This window comes from Rhodococcus sp. YL-1, assembly GCF_001942025.1.
GTDB classification, from domain to species: domain Bacteria; phylum Actinomycetota; class Actinomycetes; order Mycobacteriales; family Mycobacteriaceae; genus Rhodococcus_F; species Rhodococcus_F qingshengii.
Map to the genome: position 1 here is coordinate 2,480,574 of NZ_CP017299.1, position 26,353 is coordinate 2,506,926.

Annotated in this window: 24 protein-coding genes and 2 tRNA genes; 19 read left to right on the top strand and 7 right to left on the bottom strand. The window is 62.7% G+C overall.

The window, feature by feature from the left end; all coding sequences use genetic code 11:
- Positions 1 to 180 precede the first annotated feature (180 nt).
- The 10 genes from BH682_RS11620 (at position 181) to BH682_RS11665 (ending at position 10,963) form a co-directional block, all read left to right on the top strand.
- On the top strand, positions 181 to 2,121 hold the full coding sequence (locus BH682_RS11620) for an acetolactate synthase large subunit (protein ID WP_030535411.1): 1,941 nt from the start codon (positions 181 to 183) through the stop codon (positions 2,119 to 2,121).
- A complete protein-coding gene (gene ilvN / locus BH682_RS11625) occupies positions 2,118 to 2,621 on the top strand; it encodes an acetolactate synthase small subunit (protein ID WP_003944718.1) in 504 nt (167 codons plus the stop codon). Before BH682_RS11620 ends, ilvN begins: the two co-directional genes overlap by 4 nt.
- A gap of 53 nt (positions 2,622 to 2,674) precedes the next feature.
- Positions 2,675 to 3,676: a ketol-acid reductoisomerase gene (gene ilvC, locus BH682_RS11630; protein ID WP_030535412.1), complete on the top strand. Its 1,002-nt coding sequence runs from the start codon at positions 2,675 to 2,677 to the stop codon at positions 3,674 to 3,676.
- Positions 3,677 to 3,926: 250 nt separating this feature from the next.
- Positions 3,927 to 5,519 (top strand): phosphoglycerate dehydrogenase, encoded by a 1,593-nt coding sequence (gene serA / locus BH682_RS11635; protein ID WP_003944758.1) that lies wholly within the window; start codon positions 3,927 to 3,929, stop codon positions 5,517 to 5,519.
- 74 nt (positions 5,520 to 5,593) lie between these two features.
- Positions 5,594 to 6,607 carry a 3-isopropylmalate dehydrogenase gene (locus BH682_RS11640; RefSeq protein WP_003944691.1) on the top strand — a complete coding sequence of 338 codons (1,014 nt, stop codon included), beginning with the start codon at positions 5,594 to 5,596 and terminating at the stop codon, positions 6,605 to 6,607.
- An 84-nt stretch (positions 6,608 to 6,691) separates the two neighbouring features.
- Positions 6,692 to 7,465, top strand: a complete 774-nt coding sequence (locus tag BH682_RS11645; RefSeq protein ID WP_003944722.1) for a fumarylacetoacetate hydrolase family protein — start codon at positions 6,692 to 6,694, stop codon at positions 7,463 to 7,465.
- Positions 7,466 to 7,856: 391 nt separating this feature from the next.
- Positions 7,857 to 9,017 (top strand): alkane 1-monooxygenase, encoded by a 1,161-nt coding sequence (locus tag BH682_RS11650; RefSeq protein WP_030535413.1) that lies wholly within the window; start codon positions 7,857 to 7,859, stop codon positions 9,015 to 9,017.
- A 73-nt stretch (positions 9,018 to 9,090) separates the two neighbouring features.
- On the top strand, positions 9,091 to 10,566 hold the full coding sequence (gltX, locus tag BH682_RS11655) for a glutamate--tRNA ligase (protein WP_003944712.1): 1,476 nt from the start codon (positions 9,091 to 9,093) through the stop codon (positions 10,564 to 10,566).
- Between the two features lie 156 nt (positions 10,567 to 10,722).
- A tRNA-Gln gene (locus BH682_RS11660) sits at positions 10,723 to 10,794 on the top strand.
- A 96-nt stretch (positions 10,795 to 10,890) separates the two neighbouring features.
- Positions 10,891 to 10,963 (top strand) — tRNA-Glu (locus BH682_RS11665).
- Between the two features lie 139 nt (positions 10,964 to 11,102).
- On the opposite strand, the gene BH682_RS11670 is transcribed toward BH682_RS11665, so the two are convergent.
- From BH682_RS11670 to BH682_RS11680, 3 genes are all read right to left on the bottom strand, one after another.
- On the bottom strand, positions 11,103 to 11,300 hold the full coding sequence (locus BH682_RS11670) for a DUF5302 domain-containing protein (protein WP_007729345.1): 198 nt from the start codon (positions 11,298 to 11,300) through the stop codon (positions 11,103 to 11,105).
- Between the two features lie 83 nt (positions 11,301 to 11,383).
- Positions 11,384 to 11,887 (bottom strand): pyridoxamine 5'-phosphate oxidase family protein, encoded by a 504-nt coding sequence (locus BH682_RS11675; RefSeq protein WP_075832937.1) that lies wholly within the window; start codon positions 11,885 to 11,887, stop codon positions 11,384 to 11,386.
- Between the two features lie 55 nt (positions 11,888 to 11,942).
- On the bottom strand, positions 11,943 to 12,644 hold the full coding sequence (locus BH682_RS11680; RefSeq protein WP_007729342.1) for an IclR family transcriptional regulator: 702 nt from the start codon (positions 12,642 to 12,644) through the stop codon (positions 11,943 to 11,945).
- A gap of 158 nt (positions 12,645 to 12,802) precedes the next feature.
- On the opposite strand from BH682_RS11680, the gene leuC reads away from it, so the two are divergent.
- The 3 genes from leuC to BH682_RS11695 all read left to right on the top strand — a co-directional run bounded on the left by leuC (position 12,803) and on the right by BH682_RS11695 (position 15,705).
- Positions 12,803 to 14,224 (top strand): 3-isopropylmalate dehydratase large subunit, encoded by a 1,422-nt coding sequence (gene leuC, locus BH682_RS11685; RefSeq protein ID WP_003944727.1) that lies wholly within the window; start codon positions 12,803 to 12,805, stop codon positions 14,222 to 14,224.
- 28 nt (positions 14,225 to 14,252) lie between these two features.
- Entirely contained in the window at positions 14,253 to 14,861 is a 609-nt protein-coding gene (gene leuD, locus BH682_RS11690) for a 3-isopropylmalate dehydratase small subunit (RefSeq protein ID WP_003944724.1), read from the top strand.
- A gap of 157 nt (positions 14,862 to 15,018) precedes the next feature.
- A complete protein-coding gene (locus BH682_RS11695) occupies positions 15,019 to 15,705 on the top strand; it encodes an HU family DNA-binding protein (protein ID WP_047271271.1) in 687 nt (228 codons plus the stop codon).
- Positions 15,706 to 15,872: 167 nt separating this feature from the next.
- Here the strand turns inward: BH682_RS11695 and BH682_RS11700 are convergent, their stop codons facing one another.
- Genes BH682_RS11700 through cofC form a run of 3 tightly spaced genes read right to left on the bottom strand, consistent with a single transcriptional unit; the run spans position 15,873 to position 19,861 of the window.
- Complete coding sequence (locus tag BH682_RS11700; protein ID WP_058038612.1) at positions 15,873 to 16,799, bottom strand: bifunctional NUDIX hydrolase/histidine phosphatase family protein; 927 nt, start codon at positions 16,797 to 16,799, stop codon at positions 15,873 to 15,875.
- Between the two features lie 17 nt (positions 16,800 to 16,816).
- Positions 16,817 to 19,060: an RNA degradosome polyphosphate kinase gene (locus BH682_RS11705; RefSeq protein WP_003942685.1), complete on the bottom strand. Its 2,244-nt coding sequence runs from the start codon at positions 19,058 to 19,060 to the stop codon at positions 16,817 to 16,819.
- Positions 19,061 to 19,111: 51 nt separating this feature from the next.
- Positions 19,112 to 19,861: a 2-phospho-L-lactate guanylyltransferase gene (cofC, locus tag BH682_RS11710; RefSeq protein ID WP_080552786.1), complete on the bottom strand. Its 750-nt coding sequence runs from the start codon at positions 19,859 to 19,861 to the stop codon at positions 19,112 to 19,114.
- 126 nt (positions 19,862 to 19,987) lie between these two features.
- Between cofC and BH682_RS11715 the strand changes: the two genes are divergently transcribed.
- From BH682_RS11715 to BH682_RS11725, 3 genes are all read left to right on the top strand, one after another.
- On the top strand, positions 19,988 to 20,986 hold the full coding sequence (locus BH682_RS11715) for an NAD(P)H-dependent glycerol-3-phosphate dehydrogenase (protein ID WP_030535420.1): 999 nt from the start codon (positions 19,988 to 19,990) through the stop codon (positions 20,984 to 20,986).
- Entirely contained in the window at positions 20,983 to 22,134 is a 1,152-nt protein-coding gene (locus tag BH682_RS11720) for a cystathionine gamma-lyase (protein ID WP_054831444.1), read from the top strand. The genes BH682_RS11715 and BH682_RS11720 overlap by 4 nt, the downstream gene beginning before the upstream one ends.
- A 71-nt stretch (positions 22,135 to 22,205) precedes the next feature.
- On the top strand, positions 22,206 to 23,312 hold the full coding sequence (locus BH682_RS11725) for a D-alanine--D-alanine ligase family protein (protein WP_042450837.1): 1,107 nt from the start codon (positions 22,206 to 22,208) through the stop codon (positions 23,310 to 23,312).
- Here the strand turns inward: BH682_RS11725 and BH682_RS11730 are convergent, their stop codons facing one another.
- Positions 23,313 to 24,005, bottom strand: coding sequence for a DUF3515 domain-containing protein (locus BH682_RS11730; protein WP_003942765.1), 693 nt, complete (start codon positions 24,003 to 24,005; stop codon positions 23,313 to 23,315).
- 77 nt (positions 24,006 to 24,082) lie between these two features.
- Between BH682_RS11730 and BH682_RS11735 the strand changes: the two genes are divergently transcribed.
- The 3 genes from BH682_RS11735 to BH682_RS11745 are packed head-to-tail and all read left to right on the top strand — an operon-like array spanning position 24,083 to position 26,334.
- Positions 24,083 to 25,132 (top strand): thiamine-phosphate kinase, encoded by a 1,050-nt coding sequence (locus BH682_RS11735; protein WP_190287599.1) that lies wholly within the window; start codon positions 24,083 to 24,085, stop codon positions 25,130 to 25,132.
- Between the two features lie 9 nt (positions 25,133 to 25,141).
- Positions 25,142 to 25,663, top strand: coding sequence for a gamma carbonic anhydrase family protein (locus BH682_RS11740; protein WP_007729328.1), 522 nt, complete (start codon positions 25,142 to 25,144; stop codon positions 25,661 to 25,663).
- On the top strand, positions 25,663 to 26,334 hold the full coding sequence (locus BH682_RS11745) for a uracil-DNA glycosylase (protein WP_042450832.1): 672 nt from the start codon (positions 25,663 to 25,665) through the stop codon (positions 26,332 to 26,334). Before BH682_RS11740 ends, BH682_RS11745 begins: the two co-directional genes overlap by 1 nt.
- Positions 26,335 to 26,353: the final 19 nt, after the last annotated feature.

Here is a 26,353-nt window from a genome sequence, read left to right on the forward strand (position 1 = left end):
CGTTCGCGACTAGCGCCTCTACTGTCGAGTGCGTGAAACAGAATGAGTTGCTCGTAATCGGCCGGCGCGTCGTCGCCTGAGTCGATTTTTCAACTCACCAGATAACGACGCGCCACCCTCGCTCAGCAGATGCTGACGGGGGTTTTTTGTTGCCCGGAGCCAGAATCAGAGGATTTCCCAGTGAGCGCACCAACAGCACGGCCTCAACCCACGCCGCGCAAGTCAGGGACACCGAGCCCGACAACCGCGGCTGCCGCAACCCAGACGGCCAACCGTCGCCAGCTCCCGCCTGAGCGGGTAACCGGCGCGCAGTCTGTGGTTCGAGCCCTCGAAGAGCTCGAGGTCGACACGGTATTCGGCATTCCCGGCGGTGCCGTGCTCCCGGTTTACGACCCACTCTTCGATTCGGTCAAGGTCCGCCACGTGCTCGTGCGCCACGAGCAGGGTGCAGGCCACGCTGCCACCGGTTACGCCCAGGCGACCGGCAAGGTCGGCGTCTGCATGGCCACCTCGGGTCCCGGTGCGACCAACCTGGTCACGCCGCTGGCCGACGCGCAGATGGACTCCGTTCCGATCGTCGCGATCACCGGGCAGGTGGCGCGCTCGCTGATCGGTACCGACGGCTTCCAGGAAGCCGACATCTCAGGCATCACGATGCCGGTCACCAAGCACAACTTCCTGATCACCGACGCGATCGACATCCCGCGCATCATGGCCGAGGCCTTCTACCTCGCGGCCAGCGGTCGCCCCGGCGCTGTCCTGGTCGATATCCCCAAGGACATCCTGCAGTCGCAGACCACGTTCTCGTGGCCGCCGGAGATGCGTCTGCCGGGCTACCGCCCGGTCACCAAGCCGCACGGCAAGCAGGTTCGTGAAGCTGCACGTCTGATCGCCGACGCCAAGTCGCCGGTTCTGTACGTCGGTGGCGGCGTCATCAAGTCCGACTCCTCGCCGGAGTTGCTCGAATTGGCCGAGCTGACCGGTATCCCCGTCGTCACCACGCTGATGGCCCGCGGCGCGTTCCCGGACAGTCACGACCTCAACTGCGGTATGCCGGGAATGCACGGCACCGTTGCCGCAGTCGCCGCTCTGCAGCGTAGCGATCTACTGATCACCCTCGGTGCGCGTTTCGACGACCGCGTGACCGGTCAGCTGAATTCCTTCGCGCCCGACGCCAAGGTCATCCATGCCGACATCGACCCGGCCGAGATCGGCAAGAACCGCTACGCGGACGTCCCGATCGTGGGCGACTGCAAAGAGGTCATCACCGAACTCATCGAGGCGATCCGTGCCGACATGGCCACGGGCACCACGTTCGACCTCACCGAGTGGTGGGCGTACCTGAATGACATCCGTCGTACGTACCCGCTGAGCTACGACCGTCCCACCGACGGTCAGCTGAGCCCGGAGTACGTGATCCAGACCGTCGGCAAGCTCGCCGGACCGGATGCCATCTACTGCGCCGGCGTCGGTCAGCACCAGATGTGGGCCGCGCAGTTCGTCGGTTACGAGAAGCCGCGCACGTGGCTCAACTCGGGCGGGCTCGGCACCATGGGGTACGCGGTTCCCGCAGCCATGGGCGCCAAGATGGGTATGCCCGACACCGAGGTGTGGGCGATCGACGGCGACGGCTGCTTCCAGATGACCAATCAGGAACTCGCAACCTGCGCACTCGAAGGTATTCCGATCAAGGTTGCCCTCATCAACAACGGCAACCTCGGCATGGTGCGCCAGTGGCAGACACTCTTCTATGAAGAGCGCTACTCCAACACCAACCTCGGAACGCACGGCGCCATCCGCATCCCGGACTTCGTGAAGCTCGCAGAAGCATTGGGCTGCCACGGAATTCGTGTCGAGCGTGAAGAAGATGTCGAAGCTGCGATCCGTGAGGCGCAGTCCATCAACGACAAGCCTGTCGTGATCGACTTCATCGTCACCGCCGACGCACAGGTGTGGCCGATGGTCGCTGCCGGAACGAGCAACGACGAAATCATGGCGGCCCGGGGCATCCGGCCGCTGTTCGACGACGACGAGGCAGTTGCCGAGCCCGCCGTCATCCACGAAGCCATGTCACGCGAGCAAGCCGGACCCGCCGCGGGCACAGGGGAGGATCAGAAGTGAGCACCAGTCACACCCTCAGTGTTCTCGTCGAGGACAAGCCAGGCGTGCTGGCTCGCGTCTCCGCACTTTTCTCCCGCCGCGGATTCAACATCGAATCCCTTGCGGTGGGCGGAACCGAGATCCCCGAGATCTCACGTATGACCATCGTCGTCACGGTCGACGAGTTCCCTCTCGAGCAGGTGACGAAGCAGCTCAACAAGCTGATCAACGTCATCAAGATCGTCGAGCAGGACGGTGAAGCATCCGTCGCTCGCGAGCTCGTGCTCATCAAGGTGCGCGCTGATGCAAGCGTGCGCACGCAGGTCATCGAAACGGTGAACCTGTTCCGCGCCAAGGTGATCGACGTCTCTCCGGAGTCCGTCACCATCGAGGCGACCGGTACTCGGTCCAAGCTGGATGCACTGCTGCGGATGCTTGATCCGTACGGTATCCGGGAGATCGTTCAGTCCGGGGTCGTGGCAGTCGGTCGAGGGCCGAAGTCGATCACGGCCACCCGCTAGTACTTTTAGACACGTAAAAATCCAAGGAGAGGTTGAGAACTGTGGCAGTCGAGATGTTCTACGACGACGATGCCGATCTGTCGATCATTCAGGGCCGCAAGGTTGCTGTGATCGGCTACGGAAGCCAGGGCCACGCCCATTCGCTGAGCCTGCGTGACTCGGGCGTCGATGTGCGCATCGGCCTCAAGGAAGGCTCGAAGTCGCGTGAGAAGGCTGAAGAGCAGGGGCTGACGGTCGGTACGCCGGCAGAGGTTTCCGAGTGGGCCGACGTCATCATGGTGCTCGCACCTGACACCGCGCAGGCGAGCATTTTCACCAATGACATCGAGCCGAACCTCAAGGACGGCGACGCGCTGTTCTTCGGTCACGGCCTGAACATTCACTTCGACCTGATCAAGGCTCCGGAGTTCGTCACCGTCGGCATGGTCGCCCCCAAGGGCCCCGGCCACCTGGTGCGTCGTCAGTTCGTCGACGGCAAGGGCGTTCCCGCGCTCATCGCCATCGACCAGGATCCCAAGGGTGAAGGCCAGGCTCTTGCTCTGTCCTACGCCAAGGGCATCGGCGGAACCCGCGCAGGCGTCATCAAGACCACGTTCAAGGAAGAGACCGAGACGGACCTCTTCGGCGAGCAGGCCGTGCTCTGCGGCGGCACCGAGGAACTGGTCAAGACCGGTTTCGAGGTCATGGTCGAGGCCGGCTACGCACCCGAGATGGCGTACTTCGAGGTTCTGCACGAGCTCAAGCTCATCGTCGACCTCATGTACGAGGGTGGCATCGCCCGCATGAACTACTCGGTGTCCGACACCGCTGAGTTCGGTGGATACCTCTCCGGCCCGCGCGTCATCGACGCCGACACCAAGGAGCGCATGAAGGCGATCCTGGCCGACATCCAGTCCGGCGAGTTCACCCGTCGTCTGGTTGCCAACGTCGAGAACGGCAACACCGAGCTCGAGGGCCTGCGCAAGGCCAACGCCGAGCACCCCATCGAGGTCACCGGCAAGAAGCTGCGCGACCTGATGAGCTGGGTCGATCGTCCGATCACCGAAACCGCGTAATTCGCAGATTCACGCTCCACGTCTCCACTGGCCTGATGCCGCGCCGGTTCAATTACGTTGAACCAGCGCGGCATTGGGCCGGAGTCGTTTTCCGGGTCGTCTGAGTCCGGATTCATATTCCGTCGAGAATTTGCCCGCGAATGTGTCCACTATGTGGTATTGCCTACCGCGTTGTGGATTCCAAGTGAGCGCGCACTAAACTATCGGTGGTTAAACCACCTTCACACCCACCTAATCAGGGAGTTTGCACGTGAGCCAGCCTGGCCGTCCCGTTGTTCTGATCGCCGACAAGCTCGCGCCGTCCACAGTCGAGGCGCTCGGTGACGGTGTGGAGGTGCGTTGGGTCGACGGACCCGACCGCCCGGCGCTGCTCGCCGCGGTACCCGAGGCCGACGCGATTCTCGTCCGTTCCGCCACTACCGTCGACGCCGAGGTTCTGGCTGCCGGCACCAAGCTGAAGATCATCGGCCGCGCCGGTGTCGGCCTGGACAACGTCGAGATCCCCGCAGCCACCGAGCGCGGCGTGATGGTCGTCAACGCACCGACCTCCAACATTCACTCCGCTGCCGAGCACGCTGTCGCGCTCCTCATGTCGACCGCTCGCCAGATTCCCGCAGCAGACAAGACTCTGCGTGAGAACACCTGGAAGCGAAGCAAGTTCAACGGTGTCGAGATCCTCGGCAAGACCGTCGGTGTCGTCGGACTCGGCCGCATCGGCCAGCTCTTCGCGCAGCGTCTCGCTGCGTTCGAGACCACGATCATCGCGTACGACCCCTACCTGCCCGCAGCGCGCGCAGCGCAGCTCGGCATCGAACTGGTCACCATCGACGAGCTCGTCGAGCGCGCCGACTTCATCTCCGTGCACCTGCCCAAGACCAAGGAAACGGCCGGCCTGATCAACGCCGAGCGCCTCGCCAAGGCCAAGGACGGCGTCATCATCGTCAACGCCGCTCGCGGTGGTCTGATCGACGAAGATGCGCTCTACGACGCACTCGTCTCCGGCAAGGTCCGAGGCGCCGGTCTCGACGTGTTCAGCACCGAGCCGTGCACCGATTCCAAGCTTTTCGAGCTCGACAACGTCGTTGTCACCCCGCACCTCGGAGCATCGACGTCCGAGGCTCAGGACCGCGCAGGCATCGACGTGGCCAAGAGTGTTCTCCTCGCTCTGGCAGGCGAATTCGTTCCCGAGGCTGTCAACGTCTCCGGCGGCCCCGTGGGCGAAGAAGTTGCTCCGTGGCTCGAGCTCGTCCGCAAGCTCGGTCTTCTCGCTGCGACGTTGTCGCCCGAAGCTGTGCAGACCGTGCAGGTTGTCGCCACCGGCGAGCTGTCTGCCGAAACCGTCGACATCCTCGGCCTGGCTGCACTGCGCGGCGTGTTCTCCGCCAGCAGCGATGAGGCCGTCACGTTCGTCAACGCTCCGGCACTGGCCGAGCAGCGCGGCGTGACCGTGTCGGTCGAGAAGCACTCGGAGGCTCTTGCTCACCGCAGCGCGGTCGAGGTGCGTGCAGTTGCCGCGGACGGCACGGTCACGTCGGTCACGGGCGCACTCACCGGTCTGCAGCAGGTCGAGAAGATCGTCAACATCAACGGACGCAGCTTCGACCTGCGCGCCGAGGGCCACAACATCGTCGTTCACTACAGCGATCGCCCGGGCGTTCTCGGTGTCCTCGGCACCGTCCTCGGAAACGCGGGCGTCGACATCCTCGCAGCAGCACTGAGCCAGGATGCCGAAGGCGAAGGCGCAACTGTCATCTTGCGCGTCGATCGCGTCGTCGGTGACGCCGAGGTCGAGGCAATCGTCTCGCAGCTCGACGCTCGCGTCGCCCAGGTCGACCTTTCCTGATTGTTTTTGCTGTGCGCCTTTATCAACCGCCCGCGGTTGATAAAGGCGCACAGTTCTACTGAGATGAGGACTCCATGAAGCTTGCGGTCATTCCGGGTGACGGAATCGGCGTCGAGGTCACAGCCGAAGCGCTCAAGGTGCTCGGCAAGTTGGTTCCGGATCTGGAAACCACCGAATACGATCTCGGTGCCCGTCGCTACAACGCCACCGGCGAGTTGCTTCCGGCCGACGAGCTGGACCAGATTCGTCAGCACGACGCAATCCTGTTGGGCGCCATCGGTGATCCGCGGATCGTCGCACCCGGCATCCTCGAGCGTGGTCTGCTGCTGAACATGCGCTTCCAGCTCGATCATCACGTGAATCTTCGCCCCGCACAGCTGTATCCGGGTGCGCTGTCGCCGTTGGCGGCGCAGCCGGAGATCGACTTCGTCGTGGTTCGTGAAGGCACCGAGGGTCCGTACACCGGAAACGGTGGAGCGATCCGCGTCGGCACCGATCACGAGATCGCGACCGAGGTGTCGATCAATACCTGGTTCGGTGCCGAGCGCGTGGTGCGTTACGCATTTGCCTTGGCGCAGACCCGGTCCAAGCACCTCACCTTGATTCACAAGACCAACGTGCTCTCCAACGCGGGCGCAATCTGGACGCGTGCAATCGAGACCGTCGGTGCCGAGTTCCCGGACGTAGAAACCGCGTACTGCCACATCGACGCGGCCACGATCTACATGGTCACCGACCCGTCGCGCTTCGACGTGATCGTCACGGACAACCTCTTCGGTGACATCATCACCGACCTCGCCGGCGCCGTAACCGGTGGCATCGGTTTGGCCGCAAGCGGAAACATCGATGCCTCGGGTACCAACCCGTCGATGTTCGAGCCCGTTCACGGCAGTGCTCCGGACATCGCCGGCAAGGGAATCGCTGATCCCACCGCCGCGATCCTCTCGGCCGCACTGCTTCTTCGCCATCTCGGACGCGAGGACGACGCCGCTCGGGTCGAGGCTGTGGTCGCTGCCGACCTGGCTACCCGCGGCGAAGGTCCCATCTCCACCACGGAGATCGGCGACCGGATCACTGCAGCGCTGTAAGGAATTCTTTCACGGGACTGACGCGCGTAAGCCATTCGGCTTGCGCGCGTCAGTCGTTTCCGGCACCCCGATAGACTGGCCGGCATGCGTCTTGGTCGAATTGCCAGTCCCGATGGTGTTGCGTTCGTCAGTATCGAAGGTGAAGAGGATGCCCTCGTCGCCAAGGAAATTGCGGAGCACCCGTTCGGGAACCCCACATTTACCGGCCGAAGTTGGCCGCTCGCCGATGTTCGTCTGCTGGCTCCGATTCTCGCCAGCAAGGTGATCTGCATCGGCAAGAATTATGCAGATCACATCGCGGAGATGGGCGGAGAGGCTCCCGCGGACCCCGTGATCTTCCTCAAGCCGAACACGTCCATAGTTGGCCCGGGTGCCCCGATCGTCTTGCCTCCCACCTCGAACGAGGTGCACTTCGAGGGTGAACTCGCGGTCGTCATCGGTCAACCGTGCAAGGACGTTCCGGCGGCGAAGGCGTTGAGCGTGGTCCTCGGTTACACGATCGCCAACGACGTGTCGGCGCGAGATCATCAGCGTCACGACGGGCAGTGGACGCGCGCGAAGGGCCACGACACTTTCTGCCCACTCGGCCCCTGGATCGAAACCAGTCTGGATGCGTCCGACGTCGACATCAAGACCGAGGTGAACGGCCAGGTCAAGCAGGACAGCAGCACGGCTTTTCTCCTCCACGACATTCCGAAGATCATCGAGTGGATCTCGGCGGTGATGACTCTCTTGCCTGGCGACGTCATCCTCACCGGCACCCCCGCCGGAGTAGGCCCGATCGTCGACGGCGATTCCGTGTCGGTCACGGTCTCGGGGATCGGCACTCTCACGAACCCGGTGACCGCCAAGAGCTGATCCTGACCCGGTTCGTTCAGTCACACCACGACGGAGGCCCCATCCAACCGGATGGGGCCTCCGTCGTGGTGTGAGGTCGAGAGGTGTCTGTCGCAGAAAAGTTGCAAGATGGTAACTATCGCCAGTGGGGTGATCGGGATTGCCTACCGACTCGAAGAAATCAGGCTCCGGGACTGACCTGCGGGTTTCATGACCCAGGCGAAGCTTCGCTTCTGATCCTCCTGGCGTTATGTCGGATTTGGCCAGGTTGGGAGAGTTCGCCCCACGGTTTGCTGTCGCGGCCCGTAACAGACCAAATTCCCTGAAATGTAACGCTGAGCAGTAGGGTGACCGATAACTGGATAGAAGCCGATGGGGCAATCGAGTGGATTGCGCAGAAACGTGGTGATACATGACGACCTTCGCGGAAGCCTCCCGGACAGCGGCAGGGCAAGCGCGGAACGGGCAGCGGCCGGTGTGGCGAGACAAGAAGCGCTACCTGTGGCCACTGGGTTTGCTGGTTCCTCTCAGCCCGTTCGCTGCGTGGTTCCTGGTCGACAAATTCAGTCTCGGGCTCTTCTGGGCCATCGGGGCGTGGCTGATCGTCATCGTCATTCCCCTGATCGATCTCCTGGCGGGCGAGGACGGTAACAGCCCACCGGACGAAGCGATCCCTGAATTGCAAGAGGATCGTTTCTACCGCTGGTGCACGTACTTGTTCCTGCCCCTCCAATACGTCGGGCTGGTGTTCGTCGCGTGGTGTTGGGTGAACGCGCCGATGGCGGCGGGGGAGAAGTTCGCGCTCGCGATGACTGCCGGCGTGGTTGCCGGTGTGGGGATCAACGCGGCGCATGAGTTGGGGCACAAGAGTGAGAAGCTCGAGAAGTGGCTCGCGAAAGTAGCGCTCGCGCAGTCCTTCTACGGCCATTTCTACGTCGAACACAACCATGGTCACCACGTCCGCGTCGCGACGCCGGAGGATCCGGCCAGCTCGCGGTACAAGGAAAACTTCTGGTTCTTCTTGCCTCGCAGCGTCATCGGCGGCCTGCGCTCGGGATGGCGGATCGAAAGCGCTCGTCTGAGGCGTCAGGGGAGACGGACGTGGAGTTACCGCAACAACATCCTGAACGCGTGGGCGATGAGTGTGGTTCTGTTCGGCAGTCTGATCGCCGCGTTCGGCTGGGAAATTGCGCCGTGGCTCGCCGTTCAGGCAATTGCAGGCTTCACGTTCCTCGAGACCGCCAACTATCTCGAGCACTACGGCTTGCTACGTGCGAAGCGGCCTGACGGCTCGTACGTCCGGTGCTCGCCCGAGGACAGCTGGAACAGCGACCACGTCGTCAGCAATCTGTTCCTCTATCAACTTCAGCGTCACAGCGACCATCACGCGAATCCGCGTCTGCGGTACCAGAGCCTGCGAAGTGCGGCCGAAGCGCCGCAACTTCCAGCGGGTTACGCAGTCATGATCGTCTGCGCGTGGGTGCCGCCGCTGTGGCGAAAGGTCATGGACAAGCGACTGCTGGCCTACTACGACGGCGACATGACACGCATCAACGTCCTGCCGGGTAAGTGATCGGCCGGATGGAGGAAGGGCTGCCGGACTAACCTGTAGTACGACCATCCATCATCGCCGAGCCAAGTGAGCCATGACCAACAGCGAAGTACGCGTCCGTTTCTGTCCGTCACCCACCGGAACCCCGCACGTGGGTTTGGTGCGCACCGCCTTGTTCAACTGGGCATTCGCACGACACCACGGCGGCACATTCGTGTTCCGTATCGAAGACACCGATGCGCAGCGCGACAGTGAAGAGTCCTACCAGGCCATCCTCGACGCCCTCCGCTGGTTGGGGCTCAATTGGGACGAAGGCCCGGAGGTCGGTGGGCCGCACGCACCGTATCGCCAGTCCGAGCGTCGCGACCTGCATCTCGACGTTGTTGCCAAGTTGCTGGCCGCGGGCGAGGCCTACGAGTCCTACTCGACCAACGAGGAGGTCGAAGCGCGACACAAGGCGGCCGGACGCGATCCGAAGCTCGGATACGACAACTTCGATCGCGAGCTCAGCGACGAGCAGCGCGCTGCCTACATCGCCGAGGGGCGCAAGCCCGTCGTCCGCCTCCGGATGCCCGATCACGATCTGACCTGGAACGACCTGGTGCGGGGCGAGACCACGTTCAAGGCAGGCACCGTTCCGGACTTCGCGCTGACTCGCGGCAACGGCATTCCGCTGTACACCTTGGTCAACCCGGTCGACGACGCGTTGATGAAGATCACCCATGTACTGCGCGGCGAAGATCTGCTGTCCTCGACTCCGCGTCAGCTCGCGTTGTACGAGGCATTGATTCGTATCGGTGTCGCCGATTTCACACCGTCGTTCGGGCACTTGCCTTTCGTGATGGGTCAGGGCAACAAGAAGCTTTCCAAGCGCGATCCCGAGTCCAACCTCTTCATCCACCGCGATCGGGGCTTCATTCCCGAGGGATTGCTGAACTACTTGGCTCTGCTCGGGTGGAGCATCGCCGACGATCACGATGTCTTCTCGCTCGACGAGATGGTTGCGGCCTTCGACGTCTCCAAGGTCAACTCCAATCCTGCCCGCTTCGACCAGAAGAAGGCCGACGCGATCAATGCCGAGCACATTCGTCTGCTCGAGCCGGCCGACTTCGCAGGTCGTCTGAAGTCGTTCCTGGTGGAGCACGGACACATCGGCGCCGACGTCGACGAAGCGACGTTCACTGTTGCGGCGGACCTCGTGCAGACGCGCATCGTCGTCCTGTCCGACGCGTGGGATCTGCTGAAATTCCTGTTCGTCGACGAGGCGTCGTTTGCTCTCGATCCGGCCGCGGCGGCAAAGAACTTGAAGGAAGATGCCGGTCCGGTTCTGGACGCGTCTCTTGCGGCGCTCGATGCCATCTCAGAGTGGTCGGCGGCCAGTATCGAGGAAGCACTCAAGAAGGCCCTCATCGAGGATCTGGAGCTCAAACCGCGTAAGGCCTTCGCTCCGGTTCGGGTCGCGATCACGGGCTCTCACATCAGCCCTCCGCTGTACGAGTCGATGGAATTGCTCGGTCGTGAGGTCTCGCTCGCTCGGTTGCGCGCCGGTAGGGCAGCGGTAACCGCCTAGATCGGACGGTCTTCCGGCCGAAAATGAAGCAAAAACCTCCTGTGACCATACGATTTGGTATTTGGGGCAGGGGTACTGGTAATCTTCTTTTCGGCCGGAGACGAGCCGCCGAGCACAACAGCGAAGCGGATCGAGCAAGGCTGGTGAGCAAGACCTTGGGGTATGGTGTAATTGGCAACACAGCGGTTTCTGGTACCGCCATTCTAGGTTCGAGTCCTGGTACCCCAGCGGAAATCCGGTCGATTTTGTGGCCGGACTCAGACAAGCTAAGCTTGCTGAGCATCCAACAGCAAGACTGAAATACCACGTTTAAAAGCGTGTTCTGGCCCCGTCGTCTAGCGGCCTAGGACGCCGCCCTCTCAAGGCGGTAGCGCGGGTTCGAATCCCGTCGGGGCTACAAAGGAAAGACCCTCCGATCATTGGTCGGGGGGTCTTTTCGTATGTGCGGAAAATGTTTCCGGCGATGCGAAAAACGATCACCCCCAGTCGAATTCGACTGGGGGTGATCGTCATCTCACTCTGTTGTCCGCGACCGGTTATCCGCTCTTGCGGCGGAACTCTCGCTTGTGATCGGCCGGGCCATGCGTGTTGTGGACCTTGGACTGTCCGTCGCGATGGTCGGTCGATTTGGCGTTCTGATGATTCTTCCGTTCGAGGGCCTCACGGAACTTTCGTTTGGTTTCCTCCGATTGGGATTCGGGTTCGGACGGGGTGTTGCTGTCGAGATCGCTCATATGCTCACTCCTTGTTGTTGGGCCTGTTGGTGAAACTACGCCGGCCCGAATTCGATTGCTCGTGATTTTTCCGCTCACGAATCTCAGGGCTGCGGCGGCGGTGCGGTAGAGCCGGAAAGAGGCATCGCAGGCATCCCGAGCTTGCGGTGATCCCACGAACGAGTTCGATCGGGAACGAACCGTACCGCGACGCGCTTGTGGAGCATCGCGCCGACGGCCGGGCGGAGATCGTCGGTGTACGGGCCCGTGTATCGCTCCCAGACGCTGATTCCCACAGCGAAGAGGGCTTCCGGATCTTCGACGATGACCCCGGTACCCTCCATCGAGACTCCTCGGAGCGTGTCGTACGTCTGACCGTCTTCGATCAGGACGGACATTCGGGCGTCCCGGCGAAGATTGACGGCCTTCTGCGACTTGGCTTTGGTCTCGAACCAGATTTCGCCGTCGACTATCGCGAACCACATCGCGATCAGGTGAGGCATTCCGTCGGCGCTCAACGTCGCCATCGTTGCCGTACGGCTCTTTTCGACGAAGCTCGAGATTTCGGCCTCGGTCATCGTGATCTGACTACGCTGCTTTCCTGCCATGGTCGCGTCGCACTCCTACGTGCTCGAGGATCTGAAGGCCTTACTGTGTCACGAATTACAGACGCTTGTGGAGCGCTTCGGCAGCTGCGAGAAGGTCCGCCGCCCAGCGAGCTCCCGGTCGTCTACCCATCCGATCGATGGGGCCGGAGACCGAAATCGCGGCAATGACAGCGCCTGCCGAGTCGCGGACGGGAGCCGCGACGCTGGCGACACCGGGCTCACGTTCGGCCGCGCTCTGTGCCCAGCCGCGCCGGCGAACCTCGAGCAGCACTCGTTCGCCGAAGGATGCATCGGCGAGGACGGTCCGTTGGGTTTGTGGATCTGCCCATGCGAGAAGGACCTTGGCGCCGGATCCGGCGTTCATCGGCAGTCGGGCTCCGACGAGCACCGTGTCACGCAGGCCGGTCGGTGGTTCCATCGACGCGACGCAGATGCGTTGTGTGCCTTCGCGGCGGTACAGCTGGACGCTTTCGCCGGTGATTTCGCGAAGGCGGGGGAGGATGAGTCCGGCCGCAGCAATGAGTGGATCATTAGCGGTGGCAGCGAGTTCGGCGAGTCCGGGCCCTGGGCACCACTGACCGTCCGAGTCGCGAGTGAGGAGTCGATGGACTTCGAGACCGACGGCGAGTCTATGGGCGGTCGCGCGCGGCAAACCGGTTCGTGCACAGAGTTCGGTGAGGCTGCACGGTTCCTCAGCTACTGCATGAAGCACGCCCATTGCTTTGTCCAGGACGCCGATGCCGCTATGCTGTCTCATAGGTCGATACCAGTTTCTCGCATAGTGGGATGCTACCGCATTTCCTGGAGGGATAGCGCATTTCCTCGGGACAGTCTGCATCTGCTGTGAAGGCTGGGGACCTACTTCACGCGCGGCGGGCCAGCCCGTAGTCCGCCGACGCGAGGCTACGTACAGAGGTGGAAGACATGGCACAGAAAGCACGCACTCTCGCCGAGAAGGTGTGGGACGACCACGTTGTCGTGAAAGGGGAGGGGCAGGATCCCGACCTCATCTACATCGATCTCCACCTCGTTCACGAAGTGACGAGCCCCCAGGCATTCGACGGACTTCGCCTGGCGGGACGCCAGTTGCGCCGTCCCGACCTGACGATTGCCACCGAGGACCACAACGTTCCGACGATCGACATCGACAAGCCGATCGCAGATCCTGTGTCCAAGACTCAGGTCGACACCTTGCGCCGAAATTGCGAGGAGTTCGGAGTTCGCTTGCACCGCATGGGCGATCTCGACCAAGGCATCGTGCATGTGGTCGGACCGCAGCTCGGCCTGACGCAGCCCGGAACCACCGTGGTGTGCGGCGACAGTCATACGTCGACGCACGGCGCATTCGGTGCGCTCGCAATGGGAATCGGCACCAGCGAGGTCGAGCATGTGATGGCAACGCAGACATTGTCGTTGCGCCCCTTCAAGACCATGGCGATCACGGTCGACGGCGAGCTGCCTCCCGGCGTCACGAGCAAGGACTTGATCCTCGCAGTCATCGCCAAGATCGGCACCGGCGGCGGCCAGGGCTACGTACTGGAGTACCGCGGCGAGGCCATTCGCAAACTGTCGATGGAAGCTCGTATGACCATCTGCAACATGTCGATCGAGGCCGGAGCCCGCGCGGGCATGATCGCACCGGACGAGACCACTTACGAGTTCATCAAGGGCCGTCCGCATGCACCGTCCGGCGCAGAGTGGGACGAAGCCGTCGCCGCGTGGGAGTTGCTCAAGACCGACGAGGGCGCGGAATTCGACAACGAGGTTCACATCGACGCAAGCGCATTGACGCCTTTCGTCACGTGGGGAACCAATCCGGGACAGGGTGCGCCGCTCGGCGACCGTGTGCCTGATCCCGAACTGATCGTCGACGAGAGCGAGCGTCAGGCAGCCGAGAAGGCGCTCACCTACATGGGTCTCGACGCCGGTATGCCGCTTCGGGATGTTTCTGTCGACACCGTGTTCGTCGGTTCGTGCACCAACGGACGCATCGAAGACCTGCGCGCAGTGGCGGAGGTGCTCGAGGGTCGCCATGTGGCAGAGGGCGTTCGGATGCTCATCGTTCCCGGCTCGATGCGGGTGCGGGCTCAAGCCGAAAGCGAAGGTCTCGGTGAAATCTTCACAGCGGCAGGGGCTGAATGGCGCCAGGCCGGTTGCTCGATGTGCTTGGGAATGAACCCTGACCAGCTTGCTCCCGGCGAGCGTTCGGCATCGACGTCCAACCGGAATTTCGAAGGCCGACAGGGTAAAGGCGGCCGGACTCATCTGGTTTCCCCGCTCGTCGCGGCTGCCACGGCGGTCCGCGGAACGCTCTCGGCACCGGCCGATCTGGTCTGACCCACTTACCATCTCGAGGAGAATTTCGATGGAATCCTTTACCACGCACAAGGGTATCGGCGTCCCGCTGCGACGCTCGAATGTCGATACCGACCAGATCATCCCTGCCGTGTACCTGAAACGGGTGACGCGCACCGGATTCGAGGACGGGCTGTTTGCAGGCTGGCGTACCGACCCCAACTTCATTCTGAATCTGGCTCCGTACGACAAGGGAAGCGTTCTCGTGGCCGGTCCCGATTTCGGCACGGGCTCTTCGCGTGAGCATGCCGTGTGGGCTCTCTCCGACTTCGGATTTCGGGTCGTCATTGCTTCCCGGTTCGCCGACATCTTCCGCGGAAACGCCGGAAAAGCCGGTCTCGTAGCGGCACAGGTCGAGCAGAGCGACGTCGAATTGCTCTGGAAGTTGCTCGAAGAGCAGCCCGGACTGGAATTGACAGTAGATCTCGAGAATCGGACCGTCAGCGCCGGAACTACGGTGGTGCCGTTCAATATTGACGACTACACACGGTGGCGTCTGCTGGAGGGTCTCGACGACATCGGACTGACATTGCGGCAGGTAGACGCGATTTCCGAGTTCGAAAAGTCAAGGCCTTCATGGAAACCGACTACCCTTCCAGCCCGAATTTCGCAGGGCTGAACCGAAATCCGCAACTCCGCGCGGGAAGAGAAATAGGTCACCATTTCGCAGTCACGTTGAATGAGAATTGGCGTGGCACATAGACTCTTGCCGTTATCAGGTTTACCGTGGTTCTCAGTCGGTCCGACGGTGGACCACAATTAGCGGAGGAATTTCAATGAACAAGGCAGAGCTCATCGATGTTCTGACTGAAAAGCTGGGTTCGGACAGGCGCACAGCGACCGACGCAGTGGAGCACGTCGTGGACACCATCGTCCGCGCCGTCCACCGTGGCGAGAGCGTGACCATCACCGGCTTCGGAGTCTTCGAGCAGCGTCGTCGTGCAGCACGTGTTGCACGCAACCCGCGTACGGGCGAGACCGTCAAGGTCAAGCCGACGTCGGTTCCGGCTTTCCGTCCGGGTGCGCAGTTCAAGGCTGTTATCGCTGGTGGACAGAAGCTTCCGGCCACCGGCCCGGCAGTCAAGCGTGGCGTAGCAGCACCGGCCACCAAGGCTGCAGCCAAGAAGGCTGCTGCCAAGAAGACCGCAGCCAAGAAGGCTCCGGCCAAGAAGGCTCCGGCCAAGACCGCAGCCAAGAAGACGGTTGCCGCGAAGGCTCCCGCCAAGAAGGCTCCGGCCAAGACCGCAGCCAAGAAGACGGTTGCCACCAAGGCTCCCGCCAAGAAGGCTCCGGCCAAGACCGCAGCCAAGAAGACGGTTGCCACCAAGGCTCCCGCCAAGAAGGCTCCGGCCAAGACCGCAGCCAAGGCTCCGGCCAAGAAGGCTCCGGCCAAGAAGGCTCCCGCCAAGACCGCAGCCAAGAAGGCTCCGGCCAAGAAGGCTCCGGCCAAGCGCGCAAAGTAGTCGCGTTCGGGTGAAAAACCCGATGCCGTAAGACAAAGAGGTGCAGCCGCGGATCAGATCCGCGGCTGCACCTCTTTTTTGCTGTCTGGGAGAAGTGTGAATTCTCCTGTGTTTCAGTGCTTTGCAAAACTACCGAATCGAGCTGAGTGTCGGTTGGTCCAAATCCCTCAGGAGTTGGCGACTTTGGGGAGCGGGCTGTCGAGGTGATCCGCGGCTACCAGACGGCCGTCGAGGAACGAGAGCACCCAAGTGCTCGCCTTACGGTTGCGCGCCGAGGGCAGTGTTACACCGGCCGTATCAGCCCACCAGCGCATCAAATCGGGGATGACGCCTCCTTGGCTGCAGATTACGGGAGTGCCCTCCAGTGCGGCGATCTGCAGCGCACGCGCCCTGGCGGCGTCGGGATCGGCCTCGTAACCTTCTTCGGTCAGAAGAGGTTCCGTCGAAATCTCTACACCCAATGCCTCCGCCAATGGCATCACAGTGTCGATGCAGCGCGTACGGTCAGCCGCGAAAACCGAATCGGCTCCGAAGATTTTCAGCTGTTCGACCAAGGCGGCGGATTGCTCTTTGCCCTTGGCGTCGAGTGGACGCACATTGTCGTCGCCCTTGTATCGCTTACGGCTTCCAGCTTTTGCGTGGCGGACGAGTAATACCGTTTTCGTGTCAGGCCGAAGGGAAACGAAGCGGCGAAGAATCATTCGATCCATCGGGTAGGAAAGATGATCGGCGACCTCGGTGACCGGAAGCCAATAGAGAACATCCACTTCGCTATTCGGCCCGAAATCTCCGTCCACTGCTTCGGCCGACCAGTATTCGACCCGTTTGAGTTTGCGATGTCCCGGGATCGGGTACGTCACGCCACCGAGGTGCCTTCCGAAACGTCCGGTGATCGAGGTCTCTTCGCGGACCTCCCGAACTGCTGCGGTCAAGAAGGTCTCGCCGGGATCGAGCTTTCCTTTGGGGAATGACCAGTCGTCGTACTTCGGTCGATGTACGACGGCGATCTCGATGGCGGAAGGATCCTGAGGAGCCTTCCGCCACAGAACCGCGCCTGCGGCAAAGATGTTGGCTTTGACCGGCTTGTCGTTCATTGTGTGATCCGAGCCCGTCAAGACCCGCTGGCGGTGCGGCTGCGCATCAACGACTGTTGATGCTCACGTACGTCCTCACCGCGTTCGGGGGCAGCGACCCAACTCCCGTCCGGATGCAGTACCCAGCAGCGAGTTCGGGGATCGAGCGCGGAGTCGAAGATGTCACCGAGTTGCTTCGACAGTTTCGGGTCCTTGACCTGCACCATGACCTCGACGCGGCGATCGAGGTTGCGGTGCATCATGTCTGCGCTGCCGATCCAAAATTCGTCGGCCGAGCGGAAATGGAACATTCGCGAGTGTTCGAGGAAGCGTCCGAGAATGGAACGTACTTCGATGTTTTCGCTGAGGCCGGGAACGCCCGGCTTGAGCGCGCAGATTCCGCGGACCACGATCTCGACGGGGATACCGGCCTTGGATGCGCGGTACAACGCGTCGATGACCTGCTCGTCGACCAATGCGTTGGCCTTCAAGCGGATACCGGCATCGCGGCCTGCGAGCTTGTGCGCGATCTCGTTGTCGATCCGCTCGATGATCCCGCGGCGAACCCCGTACGGCGCTACGAGAAGGTTGCGGTAGCTCGTCTTTCGGGAGTATCCGGTCAGCGAGTTGAAGAGGTCGGTGAGGTCTGCACCGATCTCCGGTGCTGCGGTGAGCAATCCGACGTCCTCGTACATGCGCGCGGTCTTCGGGTTGTAGTTGCCCGTGCCGATGTGGCAGTAACGACGAATGGTCGAGCCCTCTCGTCTGACGACGAGGCACGTCTTGCAGTGAGTCTTGAGACCGACGAGACCGTAGACGACGTGAACGCCGGCCTGCTCGAGTTTGCGTGCCCACTTGATGTTGGCCTGCTCGTCGAAGCGGGCCTTGATCTCCACCAGCGCGACAACCTGCTTGCCCGCTTCGGCGGCGTCGATCAGTGCATTGACGATGGGGGAGTCGCCGGAAGTGCGGTACAGGGTCTGCTTGATCGCGAGCACCTGCGGGTCGGCGGCGGCCTGTTCGATGAAGCGTTGAACGCTTGTGGAAAACGAGTCGTATGGGTGGTGGACGAGCACGTCGCCTTCGCGCAGGGTCGAGAACACGCTCTTCGGAGTCTCGCGTTCACCGAACGCCGGATGCGTCGCCGGGACGAACGGAGCGTCTTTGAGAGCGGGGCGGTCGACGGCGTAAACCTGCCAGAGGCAGGACAAGTCGAGGAGACCGGAAACCTCGATCACGTCGGCCGGATCGACGTCGAGTTCACGCAGAAGCAGTTCGAGCATGTGCTCGGTCATGTCGTCGGCAACTTCGAGGCGAACGGGTGAACCGAAACGACGACGCGCCAATTCACGTTCGAGTGCCTGCAGCAGATCCTCGTCCCGATCTTCTTCGACCTCGAAATCGGCGTTGCGTGTGATTCGGAAAGCGTGATGTTCGACGATTTCCATTCCGGGGAACAGCACGTCCAGATGAGCCGAAATCAGTTCTTCCATCGGGAGGAAAGAATCGATGGTGGACGAAGATGTCGTGCTCTTGACTCGCACGAACCGGCCGACGTTGTCGGGAACCTTGACGCGAGCGAAGTGTTCGCCGCGGGTGACGGAGTCCTTCACTGTCACGGCGAGGTTGAGGCTCAGTCCGCTGATGTAGGGGAACGGGTGGGCGTGATCGACTGCCAACGGCGTCAGTACCGGGAAGACCTGCTCGTGGAAATGCGCCGAGAGCCGGCCGTGATCGTCGGCACTGAGGTCGGCCCATCGAACGATTGAAATGCCTTCTGCCGCCAGGGCAGGGCGGACCGAGTCGAGAAACACGTGTGCGTGCTTGTCAGCGAGTTCCTGGGTGCGACGCGCGATGAGCGCCAATTGTTCGCGTGGGGAGAGGCCGTCGGCGGACCTGACCGACAGTCCCGTCTCGTCGCGGCGCTTGAGTCCGGCGACCCGGACCATGAAAAATTCGTCGAGATTGGAAGCGAAGATGGCGAGGAACTTTGCGCGTTCGAGCAACGGCAGTGACTCGTCGGCAGCCAATGCGAGAACACGGGCATTGAAATCGAGCCAGCTGAGTTCGCGGTTGAGGTAACGATCCTCGGGAAGTCCGACGAGCAATTCGGGTAGCTCTGCCTTGGTAGCTGCAGGGGGAGCGCCCGGGATGTTGGTGGCGACCGCGACGGCCTGAGATCGCGGCGAGGTGGCCGCGCCGTTCTCGTGGCGGCCGGAGCTGTGGTCTCCGTCCGACTGGTCTTCGGAAATACGGTTTTCGAGTGCTTCGCCATTGCTCACTCGTCGATCATCCCCCACAATCGCGCGGTCCGACAATCGATGAAAGAAAATTCATCGACTGTTCGACGGCGTGGCCTTGAGTCTGGTCAACGAAGCCGATGTCGCGGGGCCTACTCCCAGTGCTCGCACAGTGCCGAGATCGGCATGGGTGTCGACGTCGGTGCGCAGTCCCGGCCATTGGCCGTTGAGTGGACGAGCACCTGAATTGGCATGTCCAAGTGCGGATTCCGGCCCGAACCGAGGGTCGAGCGCGCTTTCGCCGCACGCAAACAATGCGGAAGTGCCGGTGCCGTGGTGATCGACGACGACTGAACGTCCGCCGCTTCGGGCCGCGGCCACGGCCTCCGTCAGTTCGCTCGGTTGCATGGCGGGCAAGTCGGCTTGCAGCACAACGAGGTCGACCACTCCGCGCTTGGCTCGGATATCGGCGGCCGCTGCACTCAACGCCGCGTTGAGGGTTTCCTCCGTGCGCGGTGTTGCGCCGTTGGTTCGGGCGCCGTCGGGAGCTGGATCGGCGTAGACCGTCACGCCGACGGAATATGCAAGGGCGGCAACGGTGGGGTCTGGGGTGACCACTGTGACGCTGTCGATGGCCGAGACGGCTGCAACTGTGGCGAGGGTGTCGTGAAGCATGGCCAACACGAGGTCTGCACGCGCGTCCGAGTCGAGTTCGCCCGCGAGGCGGGACTTGGCCGATCTCAAGGACTTGACGGCCACTATCGCATGCATGGGGCGTTCGATCTCCGTGCGCGCATGCGGTGTCTCCACGGCGTGTGGGTACGGGGGTTCCGCGCTGTCCATCCCTCGATCTTGCCAGTCATCACGCTCGGTGTCCGCGGCTGCCCACCGCAGTGCACCACAGGCGATACTCTGTGCAGACGATTTTTCTGGCGGCGACCCGCTTCGCCGGGTAGACGGGGTGAGCGTGTGAGTAAGGCAGCTGTATTGGGCGCAGGTTCGTGGGGAACGGCGTTGGCGAAGGTGATGGCCGAGGCCGGAACCGACGTGACGATGTGGGCCAGGCGTGAAGAGGTCGCGAAGCGCATCGACACCACGCACGAGAACAGCGACTATCTGCCAGGCATTGCTTTGCCTTCGTCGATTCGCGCGACCCACCACCACGAGGAGGCGATGGCAGGTGCTGACTTCATCGTGCTTGCGGTTCCCTCGCAGTCGCTACGAGCAAACCTGGAGCAGTGGAAAGGCTCGATCGGGCCCGATGCGACTCTGCTGAGTCTGGCCAAGGGAATCGAGACCGGGACGCTCATGCGCATGAGCCAGGTCATCGTGTCGGTGACCGGCGTGGAACCGGGGCGCGTCGCGGTGCTCTCGGGCCCGAATCTTGCACACGAGATCGCCGGCGGGCAACCCGCGGCGACGGTGATCGCCTGTTCGGATTCCTCGCGTGCCCTCGCTCTCCAGGATGCTTGTGCTACCGGCTATTTCAGGCCGTACACCAACTCCGACGTCATCGGATGCGAGATCGGTGGTGCGTGTAAGAACGTGATCGCGCTGGCCTGCGGCATGGCCGCCGGCAGTGGATTCGGCGACAACACGGTCGCCAGCATCATCACCCGTGGGCTCGCCGAGACGATTCGTCTCGGCGTTGCGCTCGGCGCCAAGGCGTCGACTCTTGCAGGCTTGGCGGGTGTCGGTGACCTGGTAGCGACCTGCACGTCCGAGTTGTCGCGAAACCGGACGTTCGGAGAGCGGCTCGGACGAGGCGGGTCGATGGAGTCGGCACAGAAGGCAACCAACGGTCAGGTCGCCGAGGGCGTGAAGTCGTGCACGTCGGTACGCGCACTCGCTGCCGGATACGACGTGGAGATGCCGTTGACCGACGCGGTCCACCGGGTGTGCCACGAAGGCATGGCCGTCAGCGATGCGATCGGTCAGTTGCTCGGACGCCGGACGAAGCCGGAATGAGTGAAATCGGTGTGGGTCGCTTCGAGGATTACGGGGATTCGACGCGCAGCGTGAGCGCCGTCGCGCGCGAACACGCCGCGGGTCAGCCCATGCAACTGGGCCCGATATTCGCTGCGCCGTACCAACTTTCGGCGGACGAAGGTTCCGAGTCCGATACCTATGCACGTGCGTCGAACCCGGGTTGGCGCGGACTCGAATCCGCGCTCGCGGCGCTCGAGAGAGCGGACCACGCCCTCGTCATGGGATCGGGGATGTCCGCGATCACCGCTACCTTGCGCAGCGTCCTCGTCGCGGGGGATACCGTCGTCGTGCCCTCGGACGGGTACTACCAAGTGCGGTTGTACGCGAACGAGCGCCTCGCGCCGTTGGGAATCACCGTTCGCGAGGTTTCGACTCTGCAGATGGGCGACGCGAGCTTCGTAGATCTGCTCGACGCGTCACCGGGCCGTGTGGTCGTCGTCGCCGAGACGCCGTCCAACCCGGTGCTGGACGTGGTCGACCTTCGCGTGCTCGCCGACGTGTGCCACCGTTCGGGTGCGCTGCTGATCGTCGACAACACGACCGCGACACCGCTGGGTCAGCGCCCGCTCGAATTGGGTGCCGACGTCGTGGTGGCCAGCGGTACCAAGGCTCTCAGCGGGCACAGTGACCTCCTGATGGGTTACGTCGCCACCTCCGATGCGGCAGTGAGTCGGCGAATCGAGCGTGAGCGACTTCTCTCGGGAACGGTGCTCGGCCCCTTCGAGACGTGGCTTGCGCACCGGAGCCTCGGCACGGCAGGCCTGCGATTCGGGCGTCAGTGCGACAACGCGCTGGCGCTTGCCGAGATGTTGGTAGATCACAAAGCAGTCCGGTCCGTTCGTTACCCCGGCCTTCGCGGTGACCCGTCCTATGCAACGGCATCCGGTCAGATGAATCGATTCGGTGGACTGGTGAGCGTCGAGTTGGATTCGGCTCAGGCATTCCACTCGTTCGTCGAAGCGAGCGCTCTCGTCACGGCTGCTACCAGCTTCGGCGGGATCCACACGACGGCGGATCGCCGTGCGCGCTGGGGCGATCCGGTCAGTGCGGGGTTTGTCCGAATCGCTTGTGGCATCGAGGACACCGCCGATCTCCTGGCCGACATCGAGCGCGCACTCGACGCGTAAACGGGCCGGGTCGACGAAATCGGTCCGGCCCGATCGCGTGCCGCAGTCGATTCGGCGGTACGGTTTGACGCGTGAACAGCAGTCGTACCCGCGTGGCCGTGATCTTCGGTGGCCGGAGCAATGAGCATTCAGTGTCCTGTGTTTCCGCCGGAAGCGTCCTGAGCAACCTCGACCCCGATCGGTACGACGTCGTACCGATCGGCATCACTGTCGACGGTTCCTGGGTGCTCGGTTCGAGCGACCCCAGTTCCCTCGCGATCAGCGGGCGCGCGCTGCCGTCGGTCGACAAAGACGGAACGTCGGTGGTCCTCAGCGCGGACCCCACCCGCGAGGGCGAGGTCATCTCCTTCGACGGCTCCGACGCCGGTGCTGTGCTCGCGTCGGTCGACGTCGTGTTCCCCGTTCTTCATGGGGCTTACGGCGAAGACGGCACGATTCAGGGTCTGCTCGAACTTGCCGGGGTTCCGTACGTCGGACCCGGAGTTCTGGCCAGCGCCGCCGGCATGGACAAAGAGTTCACGAAGAAGCTTCTTGCTGCTGAAGGACTTCCCGTTGGAGTGCAGGTCGTGCTTCGACCGGGAACCGCAACGCTGACCGAAGAGCAGAAGGCGGAATTGGGCCTTCCGGTTTTCGTCAAGCCCGCTCGTGGAGGCTCGTCCATCGGCATCACTCGGGTGAGCAATTGGGACGGTCTGGACGGGGCGATCGCTCATGCACGCCTGCATGATCCCAAGGTGATCGTCGAAGGCGCGATCATCGGCCGCGAGGTGGAATGCGGCGTCCTCGAATTCCCGAACGGCGACGTCAAGGCGAGTGTGGTCGCCGAGATCCGGATGCCGGATTCCGACGCCGATTCGGACGCGTTCTACGACTTCGACACCAAGTACCTCGACGACGTCTGTGAATTCGACATCCCCGCGAAACTCGACGAGTCGGTGAGCGACCAGATCAGGGAGCTTGCTGTCCGCGCGTTCAAGGCACTCGATTGCCAGGGACTCTCGCGGGTCGATTTCTTCGTCACGGCTGACGGCCCGGTGATCAACGAGATCAACACGATGCCCGGGTTCACTTCCATCTCGATGTACCCGAAGATGTGGAACGCCACCGGAATCGATTACCGCACTTTGATTTCGACTCTGGTCGACACCGCCGTCGCTCGCGGCACCGGCCTTCGCTGATCAGGGAACCGCGACCGGCGCCGGGTCGAGAGGCTTCTGTTCGAGGGTCGCCGTGATGGTGTCGGAGATTTCCTGAATCGGCGTCGGACCGGTCCCGTCGGGGATCGTGATACCGATGTATTCACCGCGGTCTACGGCAAACCAAGTGCTCGCCGCCAAACCGATGTCGGTTCCCGAGACCTGGAACCACTGGACACCGTTCACGACCTGTAGTGCTGCAGCCTGGTCGAACTCGGACGGACGGTCGAGTCCGCAGCGCAAGACGATCGGCTCTCCTTCGCTGCGCTGCCACGCTGCCGCACCGGCCGGAGCAGGTTCCACCAATTCGGCTTTCGTGAAGTCGTCGATCTTGTCGGGGAGCGCGCCGAGAAGGGAAACGCAGGCCGGCGACTCCGCTGCCGGTGCCGGTACGGGTCCCAATGCAACCGGCGAGAGTTCAGGGTTGTTTCCCGCGACGACGGCCGCGATCACTACTCCGACGATCAGGGCTACCGGGAGTGCGATGGCGGTGGCGATCAGCGCCGGACTGCGGCGCTCTGACGGATCGTCGTCGCCGTCGGGGTCGATGTCGGCGTTGTCTGCGGTGGAGGTGTTTTCTGCCATGCTCAGTTCTTCGCTCGGGTCCTGGTCCAGTCGATCAGCGGTCTTGTCACTTCTGAGAGCATGTCGGTGAATCGGTAGGATTGCCGACACACGCGTGAGCTTGCAGAAGCATTCACGACCACAGCTAGAAGGTACCGCAGGCCGCTTACGAGCGAATTGCGTCGGCATTGGAGAGACTCATCGCATCGTCGGAGTTCACTGCATCATCGGAGTTCGCTGCATCATCGGAGTTCGGGTCGGAGCCCACTGTCGAGCAGGTGGGGGAGTTCGACGTGATCGCGCGATCACTTCTCGGCCGAATCCAACCGGTCACCACTGAATTGGGGCCGGGTGACGATGCCGCCATCGTGACTTCCGGAGACGGCCGTGTGGTTGTCTCGTCCGACATGTTGGTCGAAGGTCGACATTTCCGAATGGATTGGTCTTCACCACGCGACATCGGCCGGAAGGCAGTGGCACAGAACGCTGCTGATGTGGTCTCGATGGGAGCGCGGCCGACGGCCTTCACGGTGTCTCTGGGGTGCCCGCCTTCGACACCCGTCGACGTGGTCGACGCAATCTCCGCGGGAATCTGGGACGCGGCAACCGATCTGGGTGCCGGTGTGGTCGGCGGTGACCTGGTCCAGTCACCGGTGATCGTGGTGTCGGTGACCGTGCTCGGCGATCTCGGTGGCCGTGCGGCAGTTCTGCGTTCGGGAGCAAAGATCGGTGACAAGATCGCGGTCGCCGGGTTGTTCGGTTGCTCGGCAGCAGGGTTGGCACTACTGCTCGACGAAGCCGTACTGCTCGACAAGCCCGCAAACTTTCCAGATTTGCTTGCCTCCCATCGCGTTCCGAATCCTCCGTATCAATCGGCATGGGACGCCGCAGAATCAGCACATTCCATGACGGACGTGTCCGACGGATTGATCGCGGATCTTCGACATCTCGCAGAGGCCTCGCACGCGCGGTTCGACATCTTCTCGGCTGCGGTTCCGACCTCACCCGATGTCGCATCGGCGGCCGAGGCGCTCGACGTCGATCCGCTGGACTGGATCCTCTCCGGTGGTGAAGATCACGGATTCGCAGCAACTTTCGGGCCTGAGGTCGAGATTCCGTCGGGTTGGATCGTGATCGGTGAGGTTGCCGCCGGTTCGGGCGTGAGCGTCGACGGTTCGCTTCGCGAGAGCGGCGGGGGCTGGCACAGCTTTTCGACCACCGGCACCACCGCGGTATAGGTTGCTTTCATGGCTGTATATGCACTTGGAGACAGAGTTCCGGACATTCATCCGGACGCATACGTCCACCCGGACGCGGTGGTGATCGGCGCCGTGACTCTCGCAGCGGGTACCTCGATCTGGCCGCAAGCGGTATTGCGTGGTGACTACGGAACCATTTCGGTGGGAATCGGATCGAACATCCAGGACGGAACCGTCATCCATTGCACCGCCATCGATGCGACTGTCATCGGTTCCGGTTGCGTCGTGGGCCACAACGCGCACATCGAGGGATCGACCATCGAGGACCATTGCCTGATCGCGTCGGGGTCAGTTGTTCTCAACGGAACGGTGATCGGGACGGGGTCGATCGTCGCCGCTGGTGCGGTGGTGGCCAACAAGATGCAGGTTCCGCCGCGCAGCATGGCACTCGGTGTCCCCGCCAAGGTCCGTGCGGGATACGAGGTTCCGCTCGGTCACCTCGACGGCAACGTCAAGATGTACGCAGCCAATGCGGCGTACTACCGCGACGCGTTGCGCAGGCTCGACTGATGGCGCCGCTTGCAGAGATCGTCGACCCAGGGTGGGCGCGAGCACTCGAACCGGTGTCGGAGCAGATCACCGCGATGGGTAAGTTCTTGCGCGAAGAGATCGCTGCGGGACGGGAGTACCTACCGGCGGGGGAGAACGTTTTGCGTGCGTTCACGAACCCTTTCGAGGACGTTCGAGTGCTCATCGTCGGTCAGGACCCTTATCCGACGCCCGGTCACGCTGTCGGGTTGAGCTTTTCGGTTGCACCGGACGTGCGGCCGGTTCCGCGAAGTCTCGGCAACATCTACAAGGAGTATCACCAGGATCTCGGGTTGCCGATACCGCCGAACGGCGATCTGACGCCGTGGTCGAAACAAGGTGTGCTGCTTCTCAATCGCGTTCTCACCGTGCAGCCGGGTCAAGCCGCTTCTCATCGTAAGAAGGGCTGGGAGCCGGTGACCGAGCAGGCTATCCGCGCTCTGGTCGCGCGGTCGTCGCCGATGGTGGCGATCTTGTGGGGTCGTGACGCGGCCACTCTCGCGCCGATGCTCGGCGACACACCGATCATCGAATCCGCGCACCCGTCACCGCTTTCGGCCTCGCGTGGCTTCTTCGGTTCGCGCCCCTTCAGTCGTGCGAACGAACTCTTGACCGGACTCGGAGCCGATCCGGTCGACTGGAATCTGGGCTGATCGAACGGTGTCTGCACGA

What these genes read in the sequence shown, in the direction of transcription:
- ilvC (WP_030535412.1), top strand. Translation starts at nt 2,675, where the DNA reads ATGTTCTACGACGACGATGCCGATCTGTCGATCATTCAGGGCCGCAAG.
- BH682_RS11640 (WP_003944691.1), top strand. Translation starts at nt 5,594, where the DNA reads ATGAAGCTTGCGGTCATTCCGGGTGACGGAATCGGCGTCGAGGTCACA.
- BH682_RS11645 (WP_003944722.1), top strand. Translation starts at nt 6,692, where the DNA reads ATGCGTCTTGGTCGAATTGCCAGTCCCGATGGTGTTGCGTTCGTCAGT.
- BH682_RS11650 (WP_030535413.1), top strand. Translation starts at nt 7,857, where the DNA reads ATGACGACCTTCGCGGAAGCCTCCCGGACAGCGGCAGGGCAAGCGCGG.
- gltX (WP_003944712.1), top strand. Translation starts at nt 9,091, where the DNA reads ATGACCAACAGCGAAGTACGCGTCCGTTTCTGTCCGTCACCCACCGGA.
- BH682_RS11670 (WP_007729345.1), bottom strand. Translation starts at nt 11,300, where the DNA reads ATGAGCGATCTCGACAGCAACACCCCGTCCGAACCCGAATCCCAATCG.
- BH682_RS11675 (WP_075832937.1), bottom strand. Translation starts at nt 11,887, where the DNA reads ATGGCAGGAAAGCAGCGTAGTCAGATCACGATGACCGAGGCCGAAATC.
- BH682_RS11680 (WP_007729342.1), bottom strand. Translation starts at nt 12,644, where the DNA reads ATGAGACAGCATAGCGGCATCGGCGTCCTGGACAAAGCAATGGGCGTG.
- leuD (WP_003944724.1), top strand. Translation starts at nt 14,253, where the DNA reads ATGGAATCCTTTACCACGCACAAGGGTATCGGCGTCCCGCTGCGACGC.
- BH682_RS11695 (WP_047271271.1), top strand. Translation starts at nt 15,019, where the DNA reads ATGAACAAGGCAGAGCTCATCGATGTTCTGACTGAAAAGCTGGGTTCG.
- BH682_RS11700 (WP_058038612.1), bottom strand. Translation starts at nt 16,799, where the DNA reads ATGAACGACAAGCCGGTCAAAGCCAACATCTTTGCCGCAGGCGCGGTT.
- cofC (WP_080552786.1), bottom strand. Translation starts at nt 19,861, where the DNA reads ATGGACAGCGCGGAACCCCCGTACCCACACGCCGTGGAGACACCGCAT.
- BH682_RS11720 (WP_054831444.1), top strand. Translation starts at nt 20,983, where the DNA reads ATGAGTGAAATCGGTGTGGGTCGCTTCGAGGATTACGGGGATTCGACG.
- BH682_RS11740 (WP_007729328.1), top strand. Translation starts at nt 25,142, where the DNA reads ATGGCTGTATATGCACTTGGAGACAGAGTTCCGGACATTCATCCGGAC.
- BH682_RS11745 (WP_042450832.1), top strand. Translation starts at nt 25,663, where the DNA reads ATGGCGCCGCTTGCAGAGATCGTCGACCCAGGGTGGGCGCGAGCACTC.